General features: G+C 72.5%; 16 protein-coding genes. 15 read left to right on the top strand and 1 reads right to left on the bottom strand.

Annotated features, from left to right (window positions below; all coding sequences use genetic code 11):
• Positions 1-2: 2 nt before the first annotated feature.
• The 12 genes from FHS38_RS12190 (at position 3) to FHS38_RS12135 (ending at position 15,162) form a co-directional block, all read left to right on the top strand.
• Positions 3-1,289: a dihydroorotase gene (locus tag FHS38_RS12190; RefSeq protein WP_184733549.1), complete on the top strand. Its 1,287-nt coding sequence runs from the start codon at positions 3-5 to the stop codon at positions 1,287-1,289.
• Positions 1,286-1,876, top strand: coding sequence for a PH-like domain-containing protein (locus FHS38_RS12185; protein WP_184733548.1), 591 nt, complete (start codon positions 1,286-1,288; stop codon positions 1,874-1,876). Before FHS38_RS12190 ends, FHS38_RS12185 begins: the two co-directional genes overlap by 4 nt.
• Complete coding sequence (gene carA / locus FHS38_RS12180) at positions 1,873-3,015, top strand: glutamine-hydrolyzing carbamoyl-phosphate synthase small subunit (protein WP_184733547.1); 1,143 nt, start codon at positions 1,873-1,875, stop codon at positions 3,013-3,015. Before FHS38_RS12185 ends, carA begins: the two co-directional genes overlap by 4 nt.
• Complete coding sequence (carB, locus tag FHS38_RS12175) at positions 3,008-6,316, top strand: carbamoyl-phosphate synthase large subunit (RefSeq protein WP_184733546.1); 3,309 nt, start codon at positions 3,008-3,010, stop codon at positions 6,314-6,316. Before carA ends, carB begins: the two co-directional genes overlap by 8 nt.
• An 84-nt stretch (positions 6,317-6,400) precedes the next feature.
• A complete protein-coding gene (locus tag FHS38_RS12170) occupies positions 6,401-7,516 on the top strand; it encodes a quinone-dependent dihydroorotate dehydrogenase (protein WP_184733545.1) in 1,116 nt (371 codons plus the stop codon).
• A gap of 118 nt (positions 7,517-7,634) precedes the next feature.
• Entirely contained in the window at positions 7,635-8,507 is an 873-nt protein-coding gene (pyrF, locus tag FHS38_RS12165; RefSeq protein WP_268246180.1) for an orotidine-5'-phosphate decarboxylase, read from the top strand.
• Positions 8,508-8,721: 214 nt separating this feature from the next.
• Positions 8,722-9,045: an integration host factor gene (locus FHS38_RS12160; protein WP_130876853.1), complete on the top strand. Its 324-nt coding sequence runs from the start codon at positions 8,722-8,724 to the stop codon at positions 9,043-9,045.
• A 38-nt stretch (positions 9,046-9,083) separates the two neighbouring features.
• The gene (gene gmk / locus FHS38_RS12155) at positions 9,084-9,674 is read left to right on the top strand and encodes a guanylate kinase (protein ID WP_184733544.1); all 591 of its coding nucleotides are present in this window, start codon (positions 9,084-9,086) and stop codon (positions 9,672-9,674) included.
• Positions 9,675-9,755: 81 nt separating this feature from the next.
• Positions 9,756-10,028, top strand: a complete 273-nt coding sequence (gene rpoZ, locus FHS38_RS12150) for a DNA-directed RNA polymerase subunit omega (protein WP_004948662.1) — start codon at positions 9,756-9,758, stop codon at positions 10,026-10,028.
• 111 nt (positions 10,029-10,139) lie between these two features.
• A complete protein-coding gene (gene coaBC / locus FHS38_RS12145; RefSeq protein ID WP_184733543.1) occupies positions 10,140-11,348 on the top strand; it encodes a bifunctional phosphopantothenoylcysteine decarboxylase/phosphopantothenate--cysteine ligase CoaBC in 1,209 nt (402 codons plus the stop codon).
• A gap of 164 nt (positions 11,349-11,512) precedes the next feature.
• Complete coding sequence (gene metK / locus FHS38_RS12140) at positions 11,513-12,721, top strand: methionine adenosyltransferase (protein ID WP_130876850.1); 1,209 nt, start codon at positions 11,513-11,515, stop codon at positions 12,719-12,721.
• A 293-nt stretch (positions 12,722-13,014) separates the two neighbouring features.
• Positions 13,015-15,162: a primosomal protein N' gene (locus tag FHS38_RS12135; protein ID WP_184733542.1), complete on the top strand. Its 2,148-nt coding sequence runs from the start codon at positions 13,015-13,017 to the stop codon at positions 15,160-15,162.
• 244 nt (positions 15,163-15,406) lie between these two features.
• Here FHS38_RS12135 and FHS38_RS12130 read toward each other — a convergent pair whose 3' ends face one another.
• Complete coding sequence (locus FHS38_RS12130; RefSeq protein WP_184733541.1) at positions 15,407-15,913, bottom strand: hypothetical protein; 507 nt, start codon at positions 15,911-15,913, stop codon at positions 15,407-15,409.
• Between the two features lie 349 nt (positions 15,914-16,262).
• Here FHS38_RS12130 and fmt point away from each other — a divergent pair, with 349 nt between their 5' ends.
• The 3 genes from fmt (at position 16,263) to rpe (ending at position 19,641) form a co-directional block, all read left to right on the top strand.
• On the top strand, positions 16,263-17,198 hold the full coding sequence (fmt, locus tag FHS38_RS12125; RefSeq protein WP_184733540.1) for a methionyl-tRNA formyltransferase: 936 nt from the start codon (positions 16,263-16,265) through the stop codon (positions 17,196-17,198).
• 52 nt (positions 17,199-17,250) lie between these two features.
• Positions 17,251-18,696, top strand: a complete 1,446-nt coding sequence (locus tag FHS38_RS12120) for an RsmB/NOP family class I SAM-dependent RNA methyltransferase (RefSeq protein ID WP_184733539.1) — start codon at positions 17,251-17,253, stop codon at positions 18,694-18,696.
• A gap of 258 nt (positions 18,697-18,954) precedes the next feature.
• Positions 18,955-19,641, top strand: a complete 687-nt coding sequence (rpe, locus tag FHS38_RS12115) for a ribulose-phosphate 3-epimerase (protein ID WP_184733538.1) — start codon at positions 18,955-18,957, stop codon at positions 19,639-19,641.
• Positions 19,642-19,709 lie beyond the last annotated feature (68 nt).

Here is a 19,709-nt window from a genome sequence, read left to right as displayed (position 1 = left end):
CCATGAGCAAGATCCTTATTCGCGGTGCGAAGGTCCTCGGCGGCGAGCCGCAGGACGTCCTCATCGACGGCGAGACCATCGCCGAGGTCGGCGTCGGCCTGTCCGCCGAGGGCGCCCAGGTCATCGAGGCCGACGGGCAGATCCTGCTGCCGGGCCTCGTCGACCTCCACACCCACCTGCGCGAACCCGGCCGCGAGGACTCCGAGACCGTCCTCACCGGCACCCGCGCCGCGGCCAGCGGCGGCTTCACGGCCGTCTTCGCCATGGCCAACACCTTCCCCGTCGCCGACACCGCGGGCGTCGTCGAGCAGGTCTGGCGGCTCGGCAAGGAGTCCGGCTACTGCGACGTCCAGCCCATCGGCGCCGTCACCGTCGGTCTGGAGGGCAAGAAGCTCGCCGAGCTCGGCGCGATGCACGAGTCGGCCGCCGGGGTTCGGGTCTTCTCCGACGACGGCAAGTGCGTGGACGACGCCGTGATCATGCGCCGCGCCCTGGAGTACGTGAAGGCCTTCGACGGCGTCGTCGCCCAGCACGCCCAGGAGCCCCGCCTCACCGAGGGCGCCCAGATGAACGAGGGCATCGTCTCCGCCGAGCTCGGCCTCGGCGGCTGGCCGGCCGTCGCCGAAGAGTCGATCATCGCCCGCGATGTGCTGCTCGCCGAGCACGTCGGCTCCCGTGTGCACATCTGCCACCTCTCCACCGCCGGCTCGGTCGAGATCGTCCGTTGGGCCAAGTCCCGCGGTATCGACGTGACCGCCGAGGTCACCCCGCACCACCTGCTCCTCACCGACGAGCTGGTGCGCTCGTACAACCCGGTCTACAAGGTCAACCCGCCGCTGCGCACCGAAGCCGACGTCATGGCCCTGCGCGAGGCGCTCGCCGACGGCACCATCGACATCGTCGCCACCGACCACGCCCCGCACCCGCACGAGGACAAGGACTGCGAGTGGGGCGCGGCGGCCATGGGCATGGTGGGGCTGGAGACCGCCCTGTCCGTCGTCCAGCACACGATGGTCGACACCGGTCTCCTCGACTGGGAGGCCGTCGCCGACCGGATGTCCGTCCGCCCGGCCGCCATCGGCCGCCTCGAAGGACACGGACGGCCGATCGCCGCCGGGGAGCCCGCCAACCTCACCCTGCTCGATTCCGCTTACCGTGGTGTCGTGGACCCCGCGGGCTTCGCCTCCCGCAGCCGCAACACCCCTTACGAGGGCCGCGAGCTGCCGGGTCGCGTCACCCACACCTTCCTGCGGGGCCGGGCAACGGTCGTGGACGGGAATCTCGCGTGACATCTGTACTGATCAATCTGGCGGCCGAACAGAAGTCCGCGGACGTCACCGACTGGGCCGCGCGCATCGGCTGGGTCGTCGGGCTGCTGCTCTTCATCGCGCTCGTCTACTGGCTGATGCGCGAGGGCTGGAAGTGGCGGGCCACGCTCCAGGGCGACCTGCCCGAGCTGCCCACCGCCCCCGCCGAGCCGGGTACGCCCTCGCTCACGATGACCGGGCGCTACCACGGCTCCACCACCGCCGGGCAGTGGCTCGACCGCGTGGTCGCGCACGGCCTCGGCACCCGCAGCCGCGTCGAGCTCACCCTGACGGACCAAGGCCTGGGCGTCGTCCGGCCGGGGGCGCAGGACTTCTTCATCCCCGCGGACCGGCTGCGCGGCGCCCGGCTGGACAAGGGCATCGCCGGCAAGGTCCTCGCCGAGGGCGGCCTGCTGGTGATCACCTGGGAGCACGGCGGCAAGCAGCTGGACTCCGGCTTCCGCTCCGACCGGGCGGCCGAGCACGCGGCCTGGGTCGAGGCGATCGCCTCGCTACAGGCACCGGCACAACCACAGCACAACGAGAACCAGACGGAAGGCGCACGATGACGACCTCCACCCGGGGAGCCAGCAAGGTTCCCGCCGTACTCGTCCTGGAGGACGGCCGTACCTTCCGCGGCCGCGCCTACGGGGCCGTGGGGGTGACCTTCGGCGAGGCGGTCTTCAACACCGGCATGTCCGGCTACCAGGAGACCCTGACCGACCCCTCGTACCACCGCCAGGTGGTCGTCATGACCGCCCCGCACGTCGGCAACACCGGCGTCAACGACGAGGACCCCGAGTCCGGCCGCATCTGGGTCGCCGGTTACGTGGTGCGCGACCCCGCCCGGATCCCCTCCAACTGGCGCTCGCGCCGCTCCCTCGACGAGGAACTCGTCGCCCAGGGCGTCGTCGGCATCAGCGGCATCGACACCCGCGCCCTCACCCGCCACCTCCGCGAGAGCGGCGCCATGCGGGTCGGCATCTTCTCCGGCAACAGCCTGCCCGACGAGGGCACCATGCTCGCCGAGGTGCGCCAGGCCCCCGAGATGCAGGGCGCCGACCTCGCCGCCGAGGTCGCCACCAAGGAGGCGTACGTCGTCCCCGCGATCGGTGCGAAGAAGTTCACCGTCGCCGCGATCGACCTCGGCATCAAGGGCATGACCCCGCACCGGATGGCCGAGCGCGGCATCGAGGTGCACGTCCTGCCCGCCACCGCCACCGCGGAGGACATCTACGCCCTCGACCCCGACGGCGTGTTCTTCTCCAACGGCCCCGGCGACCCGGCCACCGCCGACCACCCGGTCTCCGTGATGCGGACCGTCCTGGAGCGCAAGACGCCGCTCTTCGGCATCTGCTTCGGCAACCAGATCCTCGGCCGCGCGCTGGGCTTCGGCACGTACAAGCTGAAGTACGGCCACCGCGGCATCAACCAGCCCGTGCAGGACCGGACGACCGGCAAGGTCGAGGTCACCGCGCACAACCACGGCTTCGCCGTCGACGCCCCGCTCGACGCCGCGACCGACACCCCCTACGGCCGCGTCGAGGTCTCCCACGTCTGTCTCAACGACAACGTGGTGGAGGGGCTCCAGCTGCTCGACCAGCCGGCTTTCAGCGTCCAGTACCACCCCGAGGCAGCAGCCGGTCCGCACGACGCCGCGTACCTGTTCGACCGCTTCGTGAAGCTCATGGAGGGCCAGCGTGCCTAAGCGCACCGATATCCAGTCCGTCCTGGTCATCGGCTCCGGCCCGATCGTCATCGGCCAGGCAGCGGAGTTCGACTACTCCGGCACCCAGGCCTGCCGGGTGCTGAAGTCCGAGGGCCTGCGGGTCATCCTCGTCAACTCCAACCCGGCCACGATCATGACCGACCCGGAGATCGCCGACGCCACCTACGTCGAGCCGATCACCCCGGAGTTCGTCGAGAAGATCATCGCCAAGGAGCGCCCCGACGCGCTCCTGCCCACCCTCGGTGGCCAGACCGCGCTCAACACCGCGATCTCCATGCACGAGAACGGCGTGCTGGAGAAGTACGGCGTCGAGCTCATCGGCGCCAACGTCGAGGCGATCAACAAGGGCGAGGACCGCGACCTGTTCAAGGGCGTCGTCGAGGCCGTCAACGCCAAGATCGGCCACGGCGAGTCCGCCCGCTCGGTCATCTGCCACACGATGGACGAGGTCATCGCGGGCGTCGACACGCTCGGCGGCTACCCCGTCGTCGTCCGCCCCTCCTTCACCATGGGCGGCGCCGGCTCCGGCTTCGCCCACGACGAGGAGGAGCTGCGCCGCATCGCCGGCCAGGGCCTCACGCTCTCCCCGACCACCGAGGTGCTCCTGGAGGAGTCCATCCTCGGCTGGAAGGAGTACGAGCTGGAGCTGATGCGCGACAAGAACGACAACGTCGTGGTCGTCTGCTCCATCGAGAACTTCGACCCGATGGGCGTGCACACCGGTGACTCGATCACCGTCGCCCCGGCGATGACGCTGACCGACCGCGAGTACCAGCGGCTGCGCGACATCGGCATCGCGATCATCCGCGAGGTCGGCGTCGACACCGGCGGCTGCAACATCCAGTTCGCCGTCAACCCCGACGACGGCCGGATCATCGTCATCGAGATGAACCCGCGCGTCTCGCGGTCCTCGGCGCTGGCCTCCAAGGCCACCGGCTTCCCGATCGCGAAGATCGCCGCCCGGCTCGCCGTCGGCTACACCCTCGACGAGATCCCCAACGACATCACCGAGAAGACCCCGGCGTCCTTCGAGCCCACGCTCGACTACGTCGTCGTCAAGGTGCCGCGATTCGCGTTCGAGAAGTTCCCGGCCGCCGACGCCACGCTGACCACCACCATGAAGTCGGTCGGCGAGGCCATGGCCATCGGCCGTAACTTCACCGAGGCGCTGCAGAAGGCGCTGCGCTCGCTGGAGAAGAAGGGTTCGCAGTTCGACTTCGTCTCCGCGCCCGGCGACAAGGCGGAGCTGCTCGCGAAGGCCGTCGTGCCGACCGACGGCCGGATCAACACGGTCATGGACGCCATCCGTGCCGGGGCGAGTGCGGAGGAGGTCTTCGACGCCACGAAGATCGACCCGTGGTTCGTCGACCAGCTCTTCCTGATCCACGAGATCGCCCAGGAGCTCGCCGCCGCCGAGAAGCTGGAGCCGGAGATCCTCGCCGAGGCCAAGCGGCACGGCTTCTCCGACGCCCAGATCGGCGCGATCCGGGGCCTGCGCGAGGACGTCGTCCGCGAGGTCCGGCACGCGCTCGGCGTCCGCCCGGTCTACAAGACGGTCGACACCTGCGCCGCCGAGTTCGCCGCGAAGACCCCGTACTTCTACTCCTCCTACGACGAGGAGTCCGAGGTCGCGCCGCGCGAGAAGCCCGCCGTGATCATCCTCGGCTCGGGTCCGAACCGCATCGGCCAGGGCATCGAGTTCGACTACTCCTGTGTCCACGCCTCCTTCGCGCTCAGCGACGCCGGCTACGAGACCGTGATGGTCAACTGCAACCCCGAGACCGTCTCCACCGACTACGACACCTCCGACCGGCTCTACTTCGAGCCGCTCACCCTGGAGGACGTCCTGGAGATCGTCCACGCGGAGACCCTCGCCGGTCCCGTCGCGGGCGTCATCGTCCAGCTCGGCGGCCAGACCCCGCTCGGCCTCGCCCAGGCCCTCAAGGACAACGGCGTGCCGATCGTCGGTACCTCGCCCGAGGCCATCGACCTCGCCGAGGAGCGCGGCGCCTTCGGCCGGGTGCTGACCGAGGCCGGGCTGCCCGCGCCGAAGTACGGCACCGCCTTCTCCTTCGAGGAGGCCAAGGGCATCGCCGCCGAGATCGGCTTCCCGGTCATGGTCCGCCCGTCCTACGTGCTCGGCGGCCGCGGCATGGAGATCGTCTACGACGAGCCCTCGCTGGGGGAGTACCTCACCCGCCACGCCGGTCTGATCTCCGAGCACCCGGTCCTCATCGACCGCTTCCTCGACGACGCCATCGAGATCGACGTCGACGCGCTCTACGACGGCCACGAGCTCTACCTCGGCGGCGTCATGGAGCACATCGAGGAGGCCGGCATCCACTCCGGCGACTCCGCGTGCGCGCTGCCCCCGATCACCCTCGGCGGCTTCGACATCAAGCGGCTGCGGACCTCCACCGAGGCCATCGCCAAGGGCGTCGGCGTCCGTGGCCTGATCAACATCCAGTTCGCCATGGCCGGCGACATCCTCTACGTGCTGGAGGCCAACCCCCGCGCCTCCCGCACGGTCCCCTTCACCTCGAAGGCGACCGCCGTGCCGCTCGCCAAGGCCGCCGCCCGCATCTCGCTGGGCGCGACCGTCGCACAGCTGCGCGCGGAGGGCATGCTGCCCAAGGAGGGCGACGGCGGCACCCTGCCGCTCGACGCGCCGATCTCCGTCAAGGAGGCCGTGATGCCGTGGAGCCGCTTCCGCGACGCCTCCGGCCGCGGCGTGGACACCGTCCTCGGCCCGGAGATGCGCTCCACCGGCGAGGTCATGGGCATCGACACGGTCTTCGGCACGGCGTACGCCAAGTCGCAGGCCGGTGCGTACGGCGCGCTGCCCACCAAGGGCCGCGCGTTCGTCTCCGTCGCCAACCGCGACAAGCGCTCGATGATCTTCCCGGCCCGTGAGCTGGTCGCCCACGGCTTCGAGCTGCTCGCCACCTCCGGCACCGCCGAGGTGCTCAAGCGCAACGGCATCAACGCCACCGTCGTGCGCAAGCAGAGCGAGGGCGAGGGCCCGAACGGCGAGAAGACGATCGTCCAGCTCATCCACGACGGCCAGGTCGACCTGATCGTCAACACCCCGTACGGCACCGGCGGCCGCCTCGACGGTTACGAGATCCGCACCGCCGCGGTCGCCCGCGCGGTGCCGTGCCTGACGACGGTCCAGGCCCTCGCGGCCGCCGTCCAGGGCATCGAGGCGCTGACCCGCGGTGACGTGGGCGTGCGCTCGCTGCAGGAGCACGCGGAGCACCTGACCGCCGCCCGGCAGTAATCCTCTCCCGCCCGCCCTCCCCGCCGGGGGAGGGCGGGCGGCCCTGACGGGTACCCCGCTCGCCCAACGAAGGTCTGGCCTCCCATGTACTCCCTCCTCTTCCGACTGCTCTTCCAGCGGATGGACCCCGAGCGGGCTCATCACCTGGCCTTCGGCTGGATCCGCCGGGCCGCCCGCGTCCCGGTGCTGCGCACCTTCGTCGCGGCCGTCCTCGCGCCCCGCCACAAGGCGCTGCGCACCGAGGCGTTCGGCCTGCGCATGCACGGTCCCTTCGGCCTCGCCGCCGGCTTCGACAAGAACGCCACCGCCATCGACGGCATGACGATGCTCGGCTTCGACCACGTTGAGATCGGCACCGTCACCGGCCAGCCGCAGCCCGGCAACCCCAAGAAGCGGCTCTTCCGCCTCGTGGCGGACCGCGCGCTCGTCAACCGCATGGGCTTCAACAACGACGGCTCCGCGGCCGTGGCGGAGCGCCTGGCCGCTCGGAAGGCAGTCTTCCGTACGACGGTGGGCGTCAACATCGGCAAGACGAAGATCGTCCCCGAGGACGAGGCCGTCGCCGACTACGTCACCTCCACCGAGCGCCTCGCCGCGCACGCCGACTACCTGGTCGTCAACGTCTCCTCCCCGAACACGCCGGGGCTGCGCAACCTCCAGGCCACCGAGGCGCTGCGCCCGCTGCTGACCGCCGTGCGCGAGGCCGCCGACCGTACGGTCACCACGCGGCGCGTGCCGCTGCTGGTGAAGATCGCCCCCGACCTCGCCGACGAGGACGTCGACGCCGTCGCCGACCTCGCGCTCGAGCTGGGCCTGGACGGCATCATCGCCACCAACACCACCATCGCCCGCGACGGGCTCGGCCTGAAGACCCCGAAGCGCACCGTCGAGGCCATCGGAGCCGGCGGCCTGTCCGGCGCCCCCCTCAAGGCCCGCTCGCTGGAGGTCCTGAGCCGTCTGTACGCCCGTGTGGGCGACCGGATCACCCTCGTGGGTGTCGGGGGCATCGAGACCGCCGACGACGCCTGGGAGCGCATCCTGGCGGGTGCCACGCTCGTCCAGGGCTACAGCGCCTTCATCTACGAGGGCCCGTTCTGGTGCCGGAAGATCCACCGGGGCCTGGTCGAGAGGCTCGCCGCCAGCCCCTACGCCACCCTCGCCGAGGCGGTGGGCGCTGCCGCGCGGGAGACGACGGCGTGATCTCGCCGCTCGGGTTGTGCTCACCCGTTCCGCCGTGCGGAACGGGTGAGCACCACCCGACCACCGGCCCGCAGCCGACTCACGCGCCCCGCCCTGCCCCGAACCTCGGAGGAACCCCGTGACCGAGACCACCACCCTCGAGCCCTTCGGCGCCCGGCTGCGCCGTGCCATGGACGAGCGCGGCCCGCTGTGCGTCGGCATCGACCCGCACGCCTCGCTGCTCGCCGACTGGGGCCTGTCCGACGACATCGCCGGCCTGGAGCGCTTCACCCGCACCGTCGTGGAGGCCCTGGCCGACCGCGTCGCGGTCCTCAAGCCCCAGTCCGCCTTCTTCGAGCGCTTCGGCTCGCGCGGCATCGCCGTCCTGGAGCAGGCCGTCGCCGACTCCCGGGAGGCCGGCGCGCTGGTCCTGATGGACGCCAAGCGCGGTGACATCGGCTCGACCATGGCCGCCTACGCCGCGACCTACCTCGACCCGGCCTCGCCGCTCTTCTCGGACGCCGTCACCGTCAGCCCCTACCTCGGCTACGGCTCGCTGCGCCCCGCCCTGGACCTGGCCCGCGAGAGCGGCACCGGCGTCTTCGTCCTCGCGCTCACCTCCAACCCGGAGGGCGCGGAGGTCCAGCACGCGGTGCGTGCCGGGGGCGCGAGCGTCGCCGCGACGATGCTGGAGCACTTGAAGGCCGAAAACGCCGACGCGGCGCCCATGGGCTCGTACGGCGCGGTGGTCGGCGCGACCCTGGGCGACACGCTCGGCGCGGCCGGCGCGGACCTCGCGATCAACGGCCCGCTGCTCGCCCCGGGCATCGGCGCGCAGGGCGCCACCCCCGCCGACCTGCCCCGCGTCTTCGGCGCGGCCGTCCGCGACGTCGTCCCGAACGTCAGCCGCGGTGTGCTGCGGCACGGTCCGGACGTGGCCGCGCTGCGCGCGAGTGCCGCGCGGTTCGCCGGTGAGGTACGGGACGCCGTGGACACGGCTGCGTCGCGTTAACGCCAAAATTGTTGGTCAGTATGTCCAGAAAAGTCCTGGTCGAGAGAGTCTGACCAGGACTTTTCGTCTGTTCTCGCTGACTGGAGCGGGATCGGCCGCTAGTCTCCGACGAGAGCGAACGAGCAAGCGCGTTGTTCGTTGCTCCGCAGGTGTGGGCCGACTAGGTTCCTCACCGGTCCTTATCCGACAGTTCGACATCCGAGGTGACGTAGGCGTGGCTCTTCCGCCCCTTACCCCTGAACAGCGCGCAGCCGCGCTCGAGAAGGCCGCCGCGGCTCGCCGGGAGCGCGCCGAGGTCAAGAATCGACTCAAGCACTCCGGCGCCTCGCTGCATGACGTGATCAAGCAGGGCCAGGAGAACGACGTCATCGGCAAGATGAAGGTCAGCGCTCTCCTGGAGAGCCTTCCCGGTGTGGGCAAGGTTCGCGCGAAGCAGATCATGGAGCGGCTCGGCATTTCCGAGAGCCGCCGCGTGCGCGGGCTCGGCACGAATCAGATCGCCTCTCTTGAGCGTGAGTTCGGCGGCAAAGCCGCCTGACGTTCCCAGGCACTCCCGGGAACCGGGATAATCGCTGCATGAGTACTGCAGTCTCCCGGGGGACGTCCCCCGTACCCCCGGCCAGACAACCGCGGCTGACCGTGCTCTCCGGCCCCTCCGGGGTCGGTAAGAGCACGGTCGTCGCCCATATGCGCAAGGCCCACCCCGAGGTGTGGCTCTCGGTCTCCGCCACCACCCGCAAGCCGCGGCCCGGTGAGCGGGACGGTGTCCACTACTTCTTCGTCGACGACGAGGAGTTCGACAAGCTCATCGCCAACGGCGAGCTGCTGGAGTGGGCCGAGTTCGCGGGCAACCGCTACGGCACGCCCCGGCAGGCGGTGCTCGACCGCCTGGAGGCGGGCGAGCCCGTCCTGCTGGAGATCGACCTCCAGGGCGCGCGGCAGGTCCGCACGTCCATGCCGGACGCCCAGCTGGTCTTTCTCGCCCCGCCGAGCTGGGACGAGCTGGTCCGCCGGCTCACCGGCCGCGGCACCGAGTCGCCCGAGGTCATCGAGCGCCGGCTGGCCGCTGCCAAGATCGAGCTGGCGGCCGAGACCGAGTTCGACGTGACGCTTGTCAATACCTCCGTCGAGGACGTCGCGCGTGAGCTGCTAGCCTTGCTGCGTTGAGCTGGGGTTGGCTCAGAGAAATGTGCCGACCCGCAGCTTGAAGCTTTACCTCCTTCTCCACCCCCCTTCGGAAGGCAGAGAGTGTCCTCTTCCATCACCGCGCCCGAGGGCATCATCAACCCGCCGATTGATGAGCTGCTCGAGGCGACCGACTCGAAGTACAGCCTGGTGATCTACGCCGCCAAGCGTGCGCGCCAGATCAACGCGTACTACTCGCAGCTCGGCGAGGGCCTGCTGGAGTACGTCGGCCCGCTGGTGGACACCCACGTCCACGAGAAGCCGCTCTCCATCGCGCTCCGCGAGATCAACGCGGGCCTGCTGACCTCCGAGGCCATCGAGGCCCCGGCTCAGTAAGCATTCGGTTTTCACCACCACAGGCCCGGCAGCGCAGCTGCCGGGCCTGTGGTGTGTCATAGGACGCATACGACCGTACGTACGCACGACTGCGCGGGGAGAAGCGAAGCGATGGACAAGCCCAAGGTGGTCCTGGGGGTCAGTGGCGGGATCGCCGCCTACAAGGCCTGCGAGCTGCTGCGCCGCCTCACCGAGTCGGGCCACGACGTACGGGTCGTGCCGACCGCGTCGGCGCTGCACTTCGTGGGGGAGGCGACCTGGTCCGCCCTGTCCGGAAACCCGGCGGGCACCGAGGTGTGGGAGAGCGTCCACGAGGTGCCGCACGTGCGGATCGGGCAGGAGGCCGAGCTCGTCGTCGTGGCGCCCGCCACCGCCGACATGCTCGCCAAGGCCGCCCACGGCCTCGCCGACGACCTGCTGACCAACACCCTGCTCACCGCGCGCTGCCCGGTCGTCTTCGCCCCGGCGATGCACACCGAGATGTGGGAGAACCAGGCCACCCAGGAGAACGTCGCCACCCTGCGCCGCCGGGGTGCGATCGTCATCGAGCCCGCCGTGGGCCGTCTCACGGGCGTCGACACCGGCAAGGGCCGGCTGCCGGATCCGGGCGAGATCTTCGAGGTCTGCCGCCGGGTGCTGGCGCGCGGCGCCGGGCAGCCCACGGCGGACCTGGCCGGCCGCCACGTGGTGATCAGCGCGGGCGGCACCCGCGAGCCGCTCGACCCGGTCCGCTTCCTCGGCAACCGCTCCTCGGGCAAGCAGGGGTACGCCCTGGCCCGTACGGCCGTCGCCCGGGGGGCCAGGGTGACGCTCGTCGCCGCCAACAGCGAGCTGCCCGATCCGGCCGGCGCGGACGTGGTCCGGGTCGGTACGGCGGTGCAGATGCGCGAGGCGGTCCTGGCGGCCGCGGCGGACGCGGACGCCGTGGTGATGGCGGCCGCGGTGGCCGATTTCCGGCCCGCGCAGTACGCCGAGGGCAAAATCAAAAAGCGCGACGGCCGGGAACCCGAGCCGGTCGCGCTCGTCCGCAACCCCGACATCCTCGCAGAGATCTCGGCGGACCGGGCGCGCCCCGGACAGGTCGTCGTCGGCTTCGCGGCCGAGACCGACGAGGTGCTGGCGAACGGTCGTGCCAAGCTCGCTCGAAAGGGCTGTGACCTGCTGGTTGTCAATGAGGTGGGGGAGCGCAAGACGTTCGGTTCCGAGGAGAACGAGGCCGTTGTGCTCGGCGCGGACGGCAGTGAGACCGCCGTTCCGCACGGTCCGAAGGAGAGCCTCGCCGACATCGTCTGGGACCTCGTGGCACCGCGGCTTTTCTGAGGCCGCGGGGGCGGGTGTCGCAGGTCACGCAGGGCTTGATGCGAGACAGGATGCCCCAACCACGAGAACGCCGGATAAACTGGCCTCTGGATCCGCGTCGAGCGCAGCTCTCGGCCGGGTCCATAAATGATCAGCCAGCAGCCGCTGCAACCCCAGGGAGCGATGTGTCCCGCCGCCTGTTCACCTCGGAGTCCGTGACCGAGGGTCACCCCGACAAGATCGCTGACCAGATCAGTGACACCATCCTCGACGCGCTCCTCAAGGAGGACCCGACGTCCCGGGTCGCCGTCGAGACCTTGATCACCACCGGCCTCGTGCACGTGGCCGGCGAGGTGACGACCAAGGCCTACGCGCCGATCGCCTCTCTGGTGCGCAACAAGATCCTCGAGATCGGTTACGACTCGTCCAAGAAGGGCTTCGACGGCGCCTCCTGTGGCGTCTCGGTCTCCATCGGCGCGCAGTCCCCGGACATCGCGCAGGGTGTCGACACCGCGTACGAGCAGCGGGTCGAGGGCGACGAGGACGAGCTCGACAAGCAGGGCGCCGGCGACCAGGGCCTGATGTTCGGCTACGCCTGCGACGAGACCCCCGAGCTGATGCCGCTGCCGATCCACCTGGCGCACCGGCTCTCCCGTCGTCTGTCGGAGGTCCGCAAGAACGGGACCATCCCCTACCTGCGCCCCGACGGCAAGACCCAGGTCACCATCGAGTACGACGGCAACAAGGCCGTGCGCCTGGACACCGTGGTCGTCTCCTCGCAGCACGCGTCCGACATCGACCTGGACTCGCTGCTCGCTCCCGACATCCGCGAGTTCGTCGTCGAGCACGTCCTCAAGGAGCTGATCGAGGACGGCATCAAGCTCGACACCGAGGGCTACCGCCTCCTGGTCAACCCGACCGGCCGCTTCGAGATCGGCGGCCCGATGGGCGACGCCGGCCTGACCGGCCGCAAGATCATCATCGACACCTACGGCGGCATGGCCCGCCACGGCGGCGGTGCCTTCTCGGGCAAGGACCCGTCCAAGGTCGACCGCTCGGCCGCGTACGCGATGCGCTGGGTCGCGAAGAACGTGGTCGCCGCCGGTCTCGCCACGCGCTGCGAGGTGCAGGTCGCGTACGCGATCGGCAAGGCCGAGCCGGTGGGTCTGTTCGTCGAGACCTTCGGGACCGCCACGGTCGAGGTCGAGAAGATCGAGACCGCGATCGCCGAGGTCTTCGACCTGCGTCCGGCCGCGATCATCCGCGACCTGGACCTGCTCCGTCCCATCTACGCGCAGACCGCCGCGTACGGCCACTTCGGCCGTGAGCTGCCGGACTTCACGTGGGAGCGCACGGACCGCGTGGACGCGCTGAAGAAGGCTGCCGGCCTGTAAGCCTCCACAGCCTGTATGACACGACGGCCCCGGACCGCTTGGTCCGGGGCCGTCGTGCTGCCGATCACGGGCCGGGCCCGTAGGGTGAGCGGCAGCTCCGGGGTGCCCGGTGCGCAGGCGACGGATCCTTCTGGGGCGAATGAGCCCCTCGCAGGTTCAAATCCTGTCATCGGCTCATGAGAGCCGATGTGGCCGAGCGGTCCAAGGCACAAGCACACCGTCACCGACCTCTGATCTCGGGCACCCCGGCAGCGCACCGCCCACTGTCAGTGGCGTCTGCTAAGACTGAGGCTGTGAGCAGCGAGAACGGGCGACCCGGGGAGCCCGCGGGGGAGCAGGCGGAGCAGCTCGCGTTCATTCGCGAGACCGTGCGCAAGGCCAAGGTGCCGCGGGCCAAGCCGCGCACCTGGCGGGGGGCCGAGCTGGCCAAGGAGCTGCCTGTCGCGCGCGTGCTGGTCGACAAGGGCCCGGTCCACCTCGACCGCCTGTGGGACTACGCCGTGCCCGCCGAGCTCGACGCCGACGCCCGGCCGGGGACGCGGGTGCGGGTGCGGTTCGGCGCGGGCGCCCGCAACGTGCGCGGCGGACGCCGGGAGGGCGGCGGGCTGCTCGACGGATACATCGTCGACCGGGTGGCCGAGTCCGACTACCAGGGCCCGCTGGCCGCCATCGCCCAGGTGTTGTCCCCGGAGCCGGTGCTCGGCCCCGCCCTGTTGCAGCTCTGCCGCTCCGTCGCGGACCGGTACGCGGGCTCCCTCGCCGATGTGCTCCAGCTGGCCGTGCCGCCCCGGCACGCCCGTATCGAGGCCGAGGCGTCGCCCGAGCCGGTGCCGCCGCCCGCCCGGCCCGAGCCCGGATCCTGGTCCCGCTATCCGACCGGGCCCGCCTTTCTCGACGCCGTCGCGCGGGGCGACGCCCCCCGCGCGGTGTGGACCGCGCTGCCCGGGCCGCACTGGCCCGAGGAGCTGGCGCGGGCCGCCGCCGCGGCCCTCGCCTCGCGGCGCGGCGCGCTGATCGTCGTGCCGGACGGCCGGGCCGCGGCCCGGGTCGACGCCACGCTCACCGAGCTGCTCGGCGCCGGCCGGCATGTGCTGCTGACCGCCGACACCGGCCCCGAGGAGCGCTACCGCCGCTGGCTGGCGGTCAGCCGCGGTGCGGTACGGGCCGTGGTCGGCACCCGGGCCGCGATGTTCGCCCCCGTGCGCGACCTCGGGCTCGCGGCCATCTGGGACGACGGCGACTCCAGCCACAGCGAGCAGCACGCCCCGCAGCCGCACGCGCGTGAGGTGCTCCAGCTGCGGGCGGCGCACGAGAAGGCCGCGTTCCTGCTCGGCGGGTTCGGCTGCACGGTCGAGGCGGCGCAGCTCGTGGACACCGGCTGGGCGCTGCCGCTGACCGCCCCGCGCGACCGGGTGCGGGCCACCGCCCCCCTGATCCGTACGGTCGGCGACGCCGACCAGGCGCGGGACGAGGCGGCCCGCGCCGCCCGGCTGCCCACGCTCGCCTGGCAGGCCGCCCGGGAGGGCCTCAAGCACGGCCCGGTGCTCGTCCAGGTGCCGCGCCGCGGTTACGTACCGCGGCTGGCCTGCGAGCGGTGCCGGGAGCCCGCCCGGTGCGCGCACTGCGCGGGCCCGCTGGAGGCGCGCGGGGACGACGGCGCGCTGCACTGCACCTGGTGCGGACAGGAGGCCCGGGACTGGCACTGCGGCGAGTGCGGCGGCTTCCGGTTGCGCGCGCAGATCGTGGGGGCCCGGCGCACCGCCGAGGAGCTGGGCCGCGCCTTTCCCACCGTGCCCGTGCGGACCTCCGGGCGTGACCACGTGCTGGACTCGGTCCCGGACCGGCCCGCCATCGTCGTCTCCACGCCCGGCGCCGAGCCCGTCGCCGAGGGCGGCTACGCGGCCGCCCTGCTGCTGGACGGCTGGGCCCTCCTCGGCCGCCCCGATCTGCGGGCGGGTGAGGAGGCGCTACGCCGCTGGCTCGGCGCGGCGGCCCTGGTCCGGGGCCAGGACGCGGGCGGCACCGTGGTCGTCGTCGCCGAGCCGACGCTGCGGCCCGTGCAGGCACTGGTCCGCTGGGACCCGGCCGGGCACGCGGTGCGCGAGCTGGCCGACCGCGCCGAGCTGGGCTTCCCGCCCGTGTCCCGGATGGCGGCGGTCGCCGGTCCCCCGGCGGCCGTCGCCGAGCTGATCGCCGCGGCACAGCTGCCGGATGGCACCGAGGTGCTCGGTCCGGTGCCGCTGCCGGTGACGGCGCCCGGGCGGCCGCGCCGCGCGGGCGACCCCCCGCCGGGGGAGAGCTGGGAGCGGGCCCTGCTGCGGGTGCGCCCCGGACAGGGGGCCGCGCTGGCCGCCGCCCTCAAGACGGCGCAGGCCGCCCGGCTGACGCGCCGTGACGGGGAGCCGGTCCGGCTGCGCATCGATCCGCCGGACATCGGCTGACCGACGGATAGCCGCCGTGGCGCCTCCGGTGCGGGCGCCGGCATCCCGGTGTCGGCCGCGGCCGGCCCCGGGTCTCCTTGACGACCCGCGTCGACGGCCTGCGTCCACGAGGTGTCGGCCGGTGGTCTCCCGGACGGGGCAACTCCATGGTTGCCCCGAGCCGTGTCGCAGCCCATGACGTCGGCCGCACAGGGAGCGTGCCGCCCACGGCCGCCGCGCCGGTGCCGGCCGTCGCGTCCGCCCGTCAGCCGTTGCGCGGGCCGGGGAAGGCCGGGGGGCGGGGCTCGTCGCGGTGCGGCACGGGCGGCTGGCCCGGCATGGAGCGGGCGGCGGGGACGATCGGCACGGACTGTGGCTCGGCGGTGCGCACCGACTCGGTGCCCTCGGCGGAGACCTGGCCGTTGCTGCGGCGCGCGCCGTAGCGGCGGTGCACGGCCTGCTTGGTGACGCCGAGCGCCGAACCCACCGCGTCCCATGAGAAGCCCAGCGAACGGTCGAAGTCCACCGCCGCCGTCACCAGCGTCTCGACGCTGTCGCGCAGCTCCTGCGCCAGCCGTACGGTCGGGGCGGGGGCGCGCCCGTAGACGACGAAGCCCGCGGAGGGGCCCGTGCGGCGGGGGCGGTAGACATTGCCCAGCTGGGCGGTGAGGGTACGCAGCGCGTCCACCTGTCGGCGGACCCGCTCGATGTCCCGCACCAGGAGGTGCAGGCTGGCCCGTGCCTGGGCGTCGTGGGTTGCGTGGTCGGCCATGAACAAGCCTCTCGGACCGGCGGTGAAAAGGACGGAGAAAGCGGAACAAACGGAAAAGGTGCGAGCGGACCGAGAACGGGAGCGGGCCGCGGCAGCGGCCCGTTTTCGGTCAATCTCTCTTGACCACAACGCGCCACAGCCCGCCGGGTCACGGTATGGGGGCGCACGTCCGATGAAATGGGGCGCGCGGCGGCCCCTTACGCCCCTCGATTCCGGGCCCTCCGTCCCGGCGGACGGGGGAGCGGGCCCGAGGCAGCCTCCCGCCCGGGTCCGCCCGTGGTCCGCCCGTGATCACCGCACTAGACTGGGGCGCCGTTCCGCTCGGCGCTTGAGAGGTAGTTCGCCACCCATGAGGCTCGTCTTCGCCGGTACCCCCGAGGTCGCCGTACCCGCCCTCGACGCCCTGCTCGCCTCGGACCGGCACGAGGTCGTCGCCGTGGTCACCCGGCCCGACGCCCCCGCAGGGCGCGGTCGCCGGCTCGTCGCGAGCCCCGTCGCCCAGCGCGCGGAGGAGGCGGGGATCGAGGTGCTCAAGCCCGCCAAGCCGCGCGATGAGGACTTCCTCGCCCGGCTCCGCGAGATCGCCCCCGACTGCTGCCCGGTCGTCGCCTACGGCGCGCTGCTGCCCAAGGCCGCCCTGGAGATCCCCGCCCACGGCTGGGTCAACCTGCACTTCTCGCTGCTGCCCGCGTGGCGCGGCGCGGCCCCCGTGCAGCACGCGATCCTCGCGGGCGACGAGGTCACCGGGGCCTCCACCTTCCTGATCGAGGAGGGCCTCGACTCCGGGCCCGTCTTCGGCGTGCTGACCGAGCAGGTCCGGCCCACCGACACCAGCGGCGACCTGCTCACGCGGCTCGCGTTCGCCGGGTCCGGGCTGCTCCTGGCGACCATGGACGGCATCGAGGACGGCACCCTCGAGGCCGTTCCGCAGCCCGCCGAGGGGATCTCCCTCGCCCCGAAGATCAATGTCGAGGACGCCCAGCTGGACTGGTCCGCGCCGGCTCTGCGCGTCGACCGCGTGGTGCGCGGCTGCGCCCCCGCGCCCGGCGCCTGGACGCTCTTCCGCGGCGAGCGGCTGAAGGTCATGTCCGTGGCCCCGGCCCCCGACCGCACCGACCTGACGCCCGGGGAGATCGCCGCCGCGAAGAACTCCCTGCACGTCGGCACCGGCTCGCACGCCGTGGAGCTCCTGTGGGTCCAGCCGCAGGGGAAGAAGCCGATGAAGGCCGCCGACTGGGCCCGCGGCGTTCGTATCGCCGCAGGCGAGCGGCTCGGCGGCGCGTAATCGCAGCGCGTACGCTGGACCCCTTCACCACCCCAGCTCCGGAGCACCTTTCGTGAACGATCGCGCGCCGCGTCGCCAGCCCAGCCGCCCTGCGAAGCCCTACCGCCGTCCCCAGAAGGACCCGGTGCGGATCCTGGCCTTCGAGGCCCTGCGGGCCGTGGACGAGCGGGACGCGTACGCGAACCTCGTGCTGCCGCCCCTGCTCCGCAAGGCCCGCGAGGGCGGCGGCTTCGACGCGCGTGACGCCGCGCTCGCCACGGAGCTGGTCTACGGCACGCTCCGCCGCCAGGGCACGTACGACGCGATCATCGCGTCCTGCGTCGACCGGCCGCTGCGCGAGGTGGACCCGCCGGTGCTGGACGTGCTGAGCCTCGGCGCGCACCAGCTGCTCGGTACGCGCATCCCCGCCCACGCCGCGGTGTCGGCCAGCGTCGAGCTGGCGCGGGTCGTCCTCGGCGACGGGCGGGCCAAGTTCGTCAACGCGGTGCTCCGGAAGATCACCGCCCATGACCTCGACGGTTGGCTGGAACGAGTCGCTCCGCCGTACGAGGACGACCCCGAGGCGCACCTCGCCGTCGTCCACTCGCACCCGCGCTGGATCGTCTCAGCCCTCTGGGACGCCCTCGGTGGCGGCCGGGCCGGCATCGAGGACCTGCTGGAGGCCGACAACGAACGGCCCGAGGTCACCCTCGTCGCCCGCCCCGGGCGCTCGACGGTCGAGGAGCTGATGGCCGCGGTGGGCGAGGACTCGGCTCTGCCCGGCCGCTGGTCGCCGTATGCCGTGCGGCTCGCCGAGGGCGGCGAGCCCGGTGCGCTGCAGGCCGTCGGCGAGGGCCGCGCGGGCGTCCAGGACGAGGGCAGCCAGCTGGTCGCCCTCGCCCTCGCCCATGCCCCGGTGGACGGCCCCGACGCCCGCTGGCTGGACGGCTGCGCGGGCCCCGGCGGCAAGGCCGCGATGCTCGGCGCGCTCGCCGCGCAGCGCGGCGCGAGCCTGCTGGCCTCCGAGAAGCAGCCGCACCGCGCCCGGCTCGTCGAGCGGGCCCTGGCCGGCAACCCCGGCCCGTACCAGGTCATCGCGGCGGACGGCACCCGTCCGCCGTGGCGCCCGGGATCCTTCGACCGGGTCCTCGTCGACGTGCCCTGCACCGGCCTCGGCGCATTGCGCCGTCGCCCCGAGGCCCGCTGGCGCCGTCGCCCCGAGGACCTGGACGGCTTCGCGCCCCTCCAGCGCGGGCTGCTGCGCGAGGCGCTGGCAGCCGTCCGGGTCGGCGGCGTCGTCGGCTACGCGACCTGCTCCCCGCACCCCGCCGAGACCCGCGCGGTCGTCGAGGACGTCCTCAAGGGCCGGGGCGGCCCCGCGGCGAGCGCCGAGTGGATCGACGCCCGGCCGCTGATGCCCGGCGTCCCCGCACTGGGCGACGGCCCCGACGTCCAGCTGTGGCCGCACATGCACGGCACGGACGCGATGTACCTGGCCCTGCTGCGCCGGACGGCCTGACGGCCCGTGCCGGCCCCTGCGGGTGCCGTGGTGTGCGCACCTCCGCTGCGCGGCGGTGTCCTCAAGCGCCGGGCGGGCTGCTGTGCTGTGTCCTCAAGTGCCGGACGGGCTGCAACAGCCCGTCCGGCACTTGAGGACGCGCCCGCAGGGCGCCCGCCGACGGCGGCGGCGTCCGGAACCTTCCCTTCCACCCGGCCGGCGGAGCCGATTGCTGACTCCGGCGTCAAGACTGCGGCAAAGGCATGGCAGGCTTGGGGCATGGCCGTGCAGATCAACCCCAGCATCCTGTCCGCTGACTTCGCCCGCCTCGCCGACGAGGCGGAGGCCGTGAAGGGCGCCGACTGGCTCCATGTCGACGTGATGGACAACCACTTCGTGCCCAACCTGACGCTCGGCGTGCCGATCGTCGAGTCGCTGAGCCGGGCCACCGGGACGCCGCTGGACTGCCATCTGATGATCGCGGACCCGGACCGCTGGGCCCCGCAGTACGTCGAGGCCGGGGCGGGGTCCGTCACCTTCCACGCCGAGGCCGCCGCCGCGCCGGTGCGGCTGGCGCGGGAGATCCGGGCCAAGGGGGCGCGGGCGTCGATGGCGCTCAAGCCGGCGACGCCGATCGAGCCGTACGAGGATCTGCTGCCCGAGCTGGACATGCTGCTGATCATGACCGTGGAGCCCGGCTTCGGCGGACAGGCGTTCCTCGACATCATGCTTCCGAAGATCCGCCGGACCCGTGAGCTGATCGCGCGGCACGGCCTGGAGCTGTGGCTCCAGGTCGACGGCGGGGTCTCGGCCGACACCATCGAGCGGTGCGCGGAGGCCGGTGCCGATGTCTTCGTCGCCGGATCCGCCGTGTACGGCAAGGACGACCCGGCCGCGGCCGTGCGCGCGCTGCGCGCGCAGGCGGAGGACGCCACCGCCGCGGCGGCCTGGGCCTGCAAGCACTGAGCCGAGGCCGTGCTCGCCCGAAATGCTGAGGGCGAAGGTCAAGGCCTGATCAAGGACCGCCGTTTCTG

The sequence above is a fragment of the Streptomyces netropsis genome (assembly GCF_014203545.1).
In the GTDB taxonomy this organism is placed as follows: Bacteria; Actinomycetota; Actinomycetes; order Streptomycetales; family Streptomycetaceae; genus Streptomyces; species Streptomyces netropsis.
The sequence above is the reverse complement of the archived record's forward strand: the minus strand, read 5'-3'. Positions and strand labels throughout refer to the sequence as shown.

Excerpts from the sequence above, each read along its gene's own strand:
- rpe (WP_184733538.1), top strand. The coding sequence starts at position 18,955 with ATGGCCGTGCAGATCAACCCCAGCATCCTGTCCGCTGACTTCGCCCGC.
- coaBC (WP_184733543.1), top strand. The coding sequence starts at position 10,140 with ATGGACAAGCCCAAGGTGGTCCTGGGGGTCAGTGGCGGGATCGCCGCC.
- gmk (WP_184733544.1), top strand. The coding sequence starts at position 9,084 with ATGAGTACTGCAGTCTCCCGGGGGACGTCCCCCGTACCCCCGGCCAGA.
- fmt (WP_184733540.1), top strand. The coding sequence starts at position 16,263 with ATGAGGCTCGTCTTCGCCGGTACCCCCGAGGTCGCCGTACCCGCCCTC.
- FHS38_RS12130 (WP_184733541.1), bottom strand. The coding sequence starts at position 15,913 with ATGGCCGACCACGCAACCCACGACGCCCAGGCACGGGCCAGCCTGCAC.
- FHS38_RS12170 (WP_184733545.1), top strand. The coding sequence starts at position 6,401 with ATGTACTCCCTCCTCTTCCGACTGCTCTTCCAGCGGATGGACCCCGAG.
- carA (WP_184733547.1), top strand. The coding sequence starts at position 1,873 with ATGACGACCTCCACCCGGGGAGCCAGCAAGGTTCCCGCCGTACTCGTC.
- FHS38_RS12190 (WP_184733549.1), top strand. The coding sequence starts at position 3 with ATGAGCAAGATCCTTATTCGCGGTGCGAAGGTCCTCGGCGGCGAGCCG.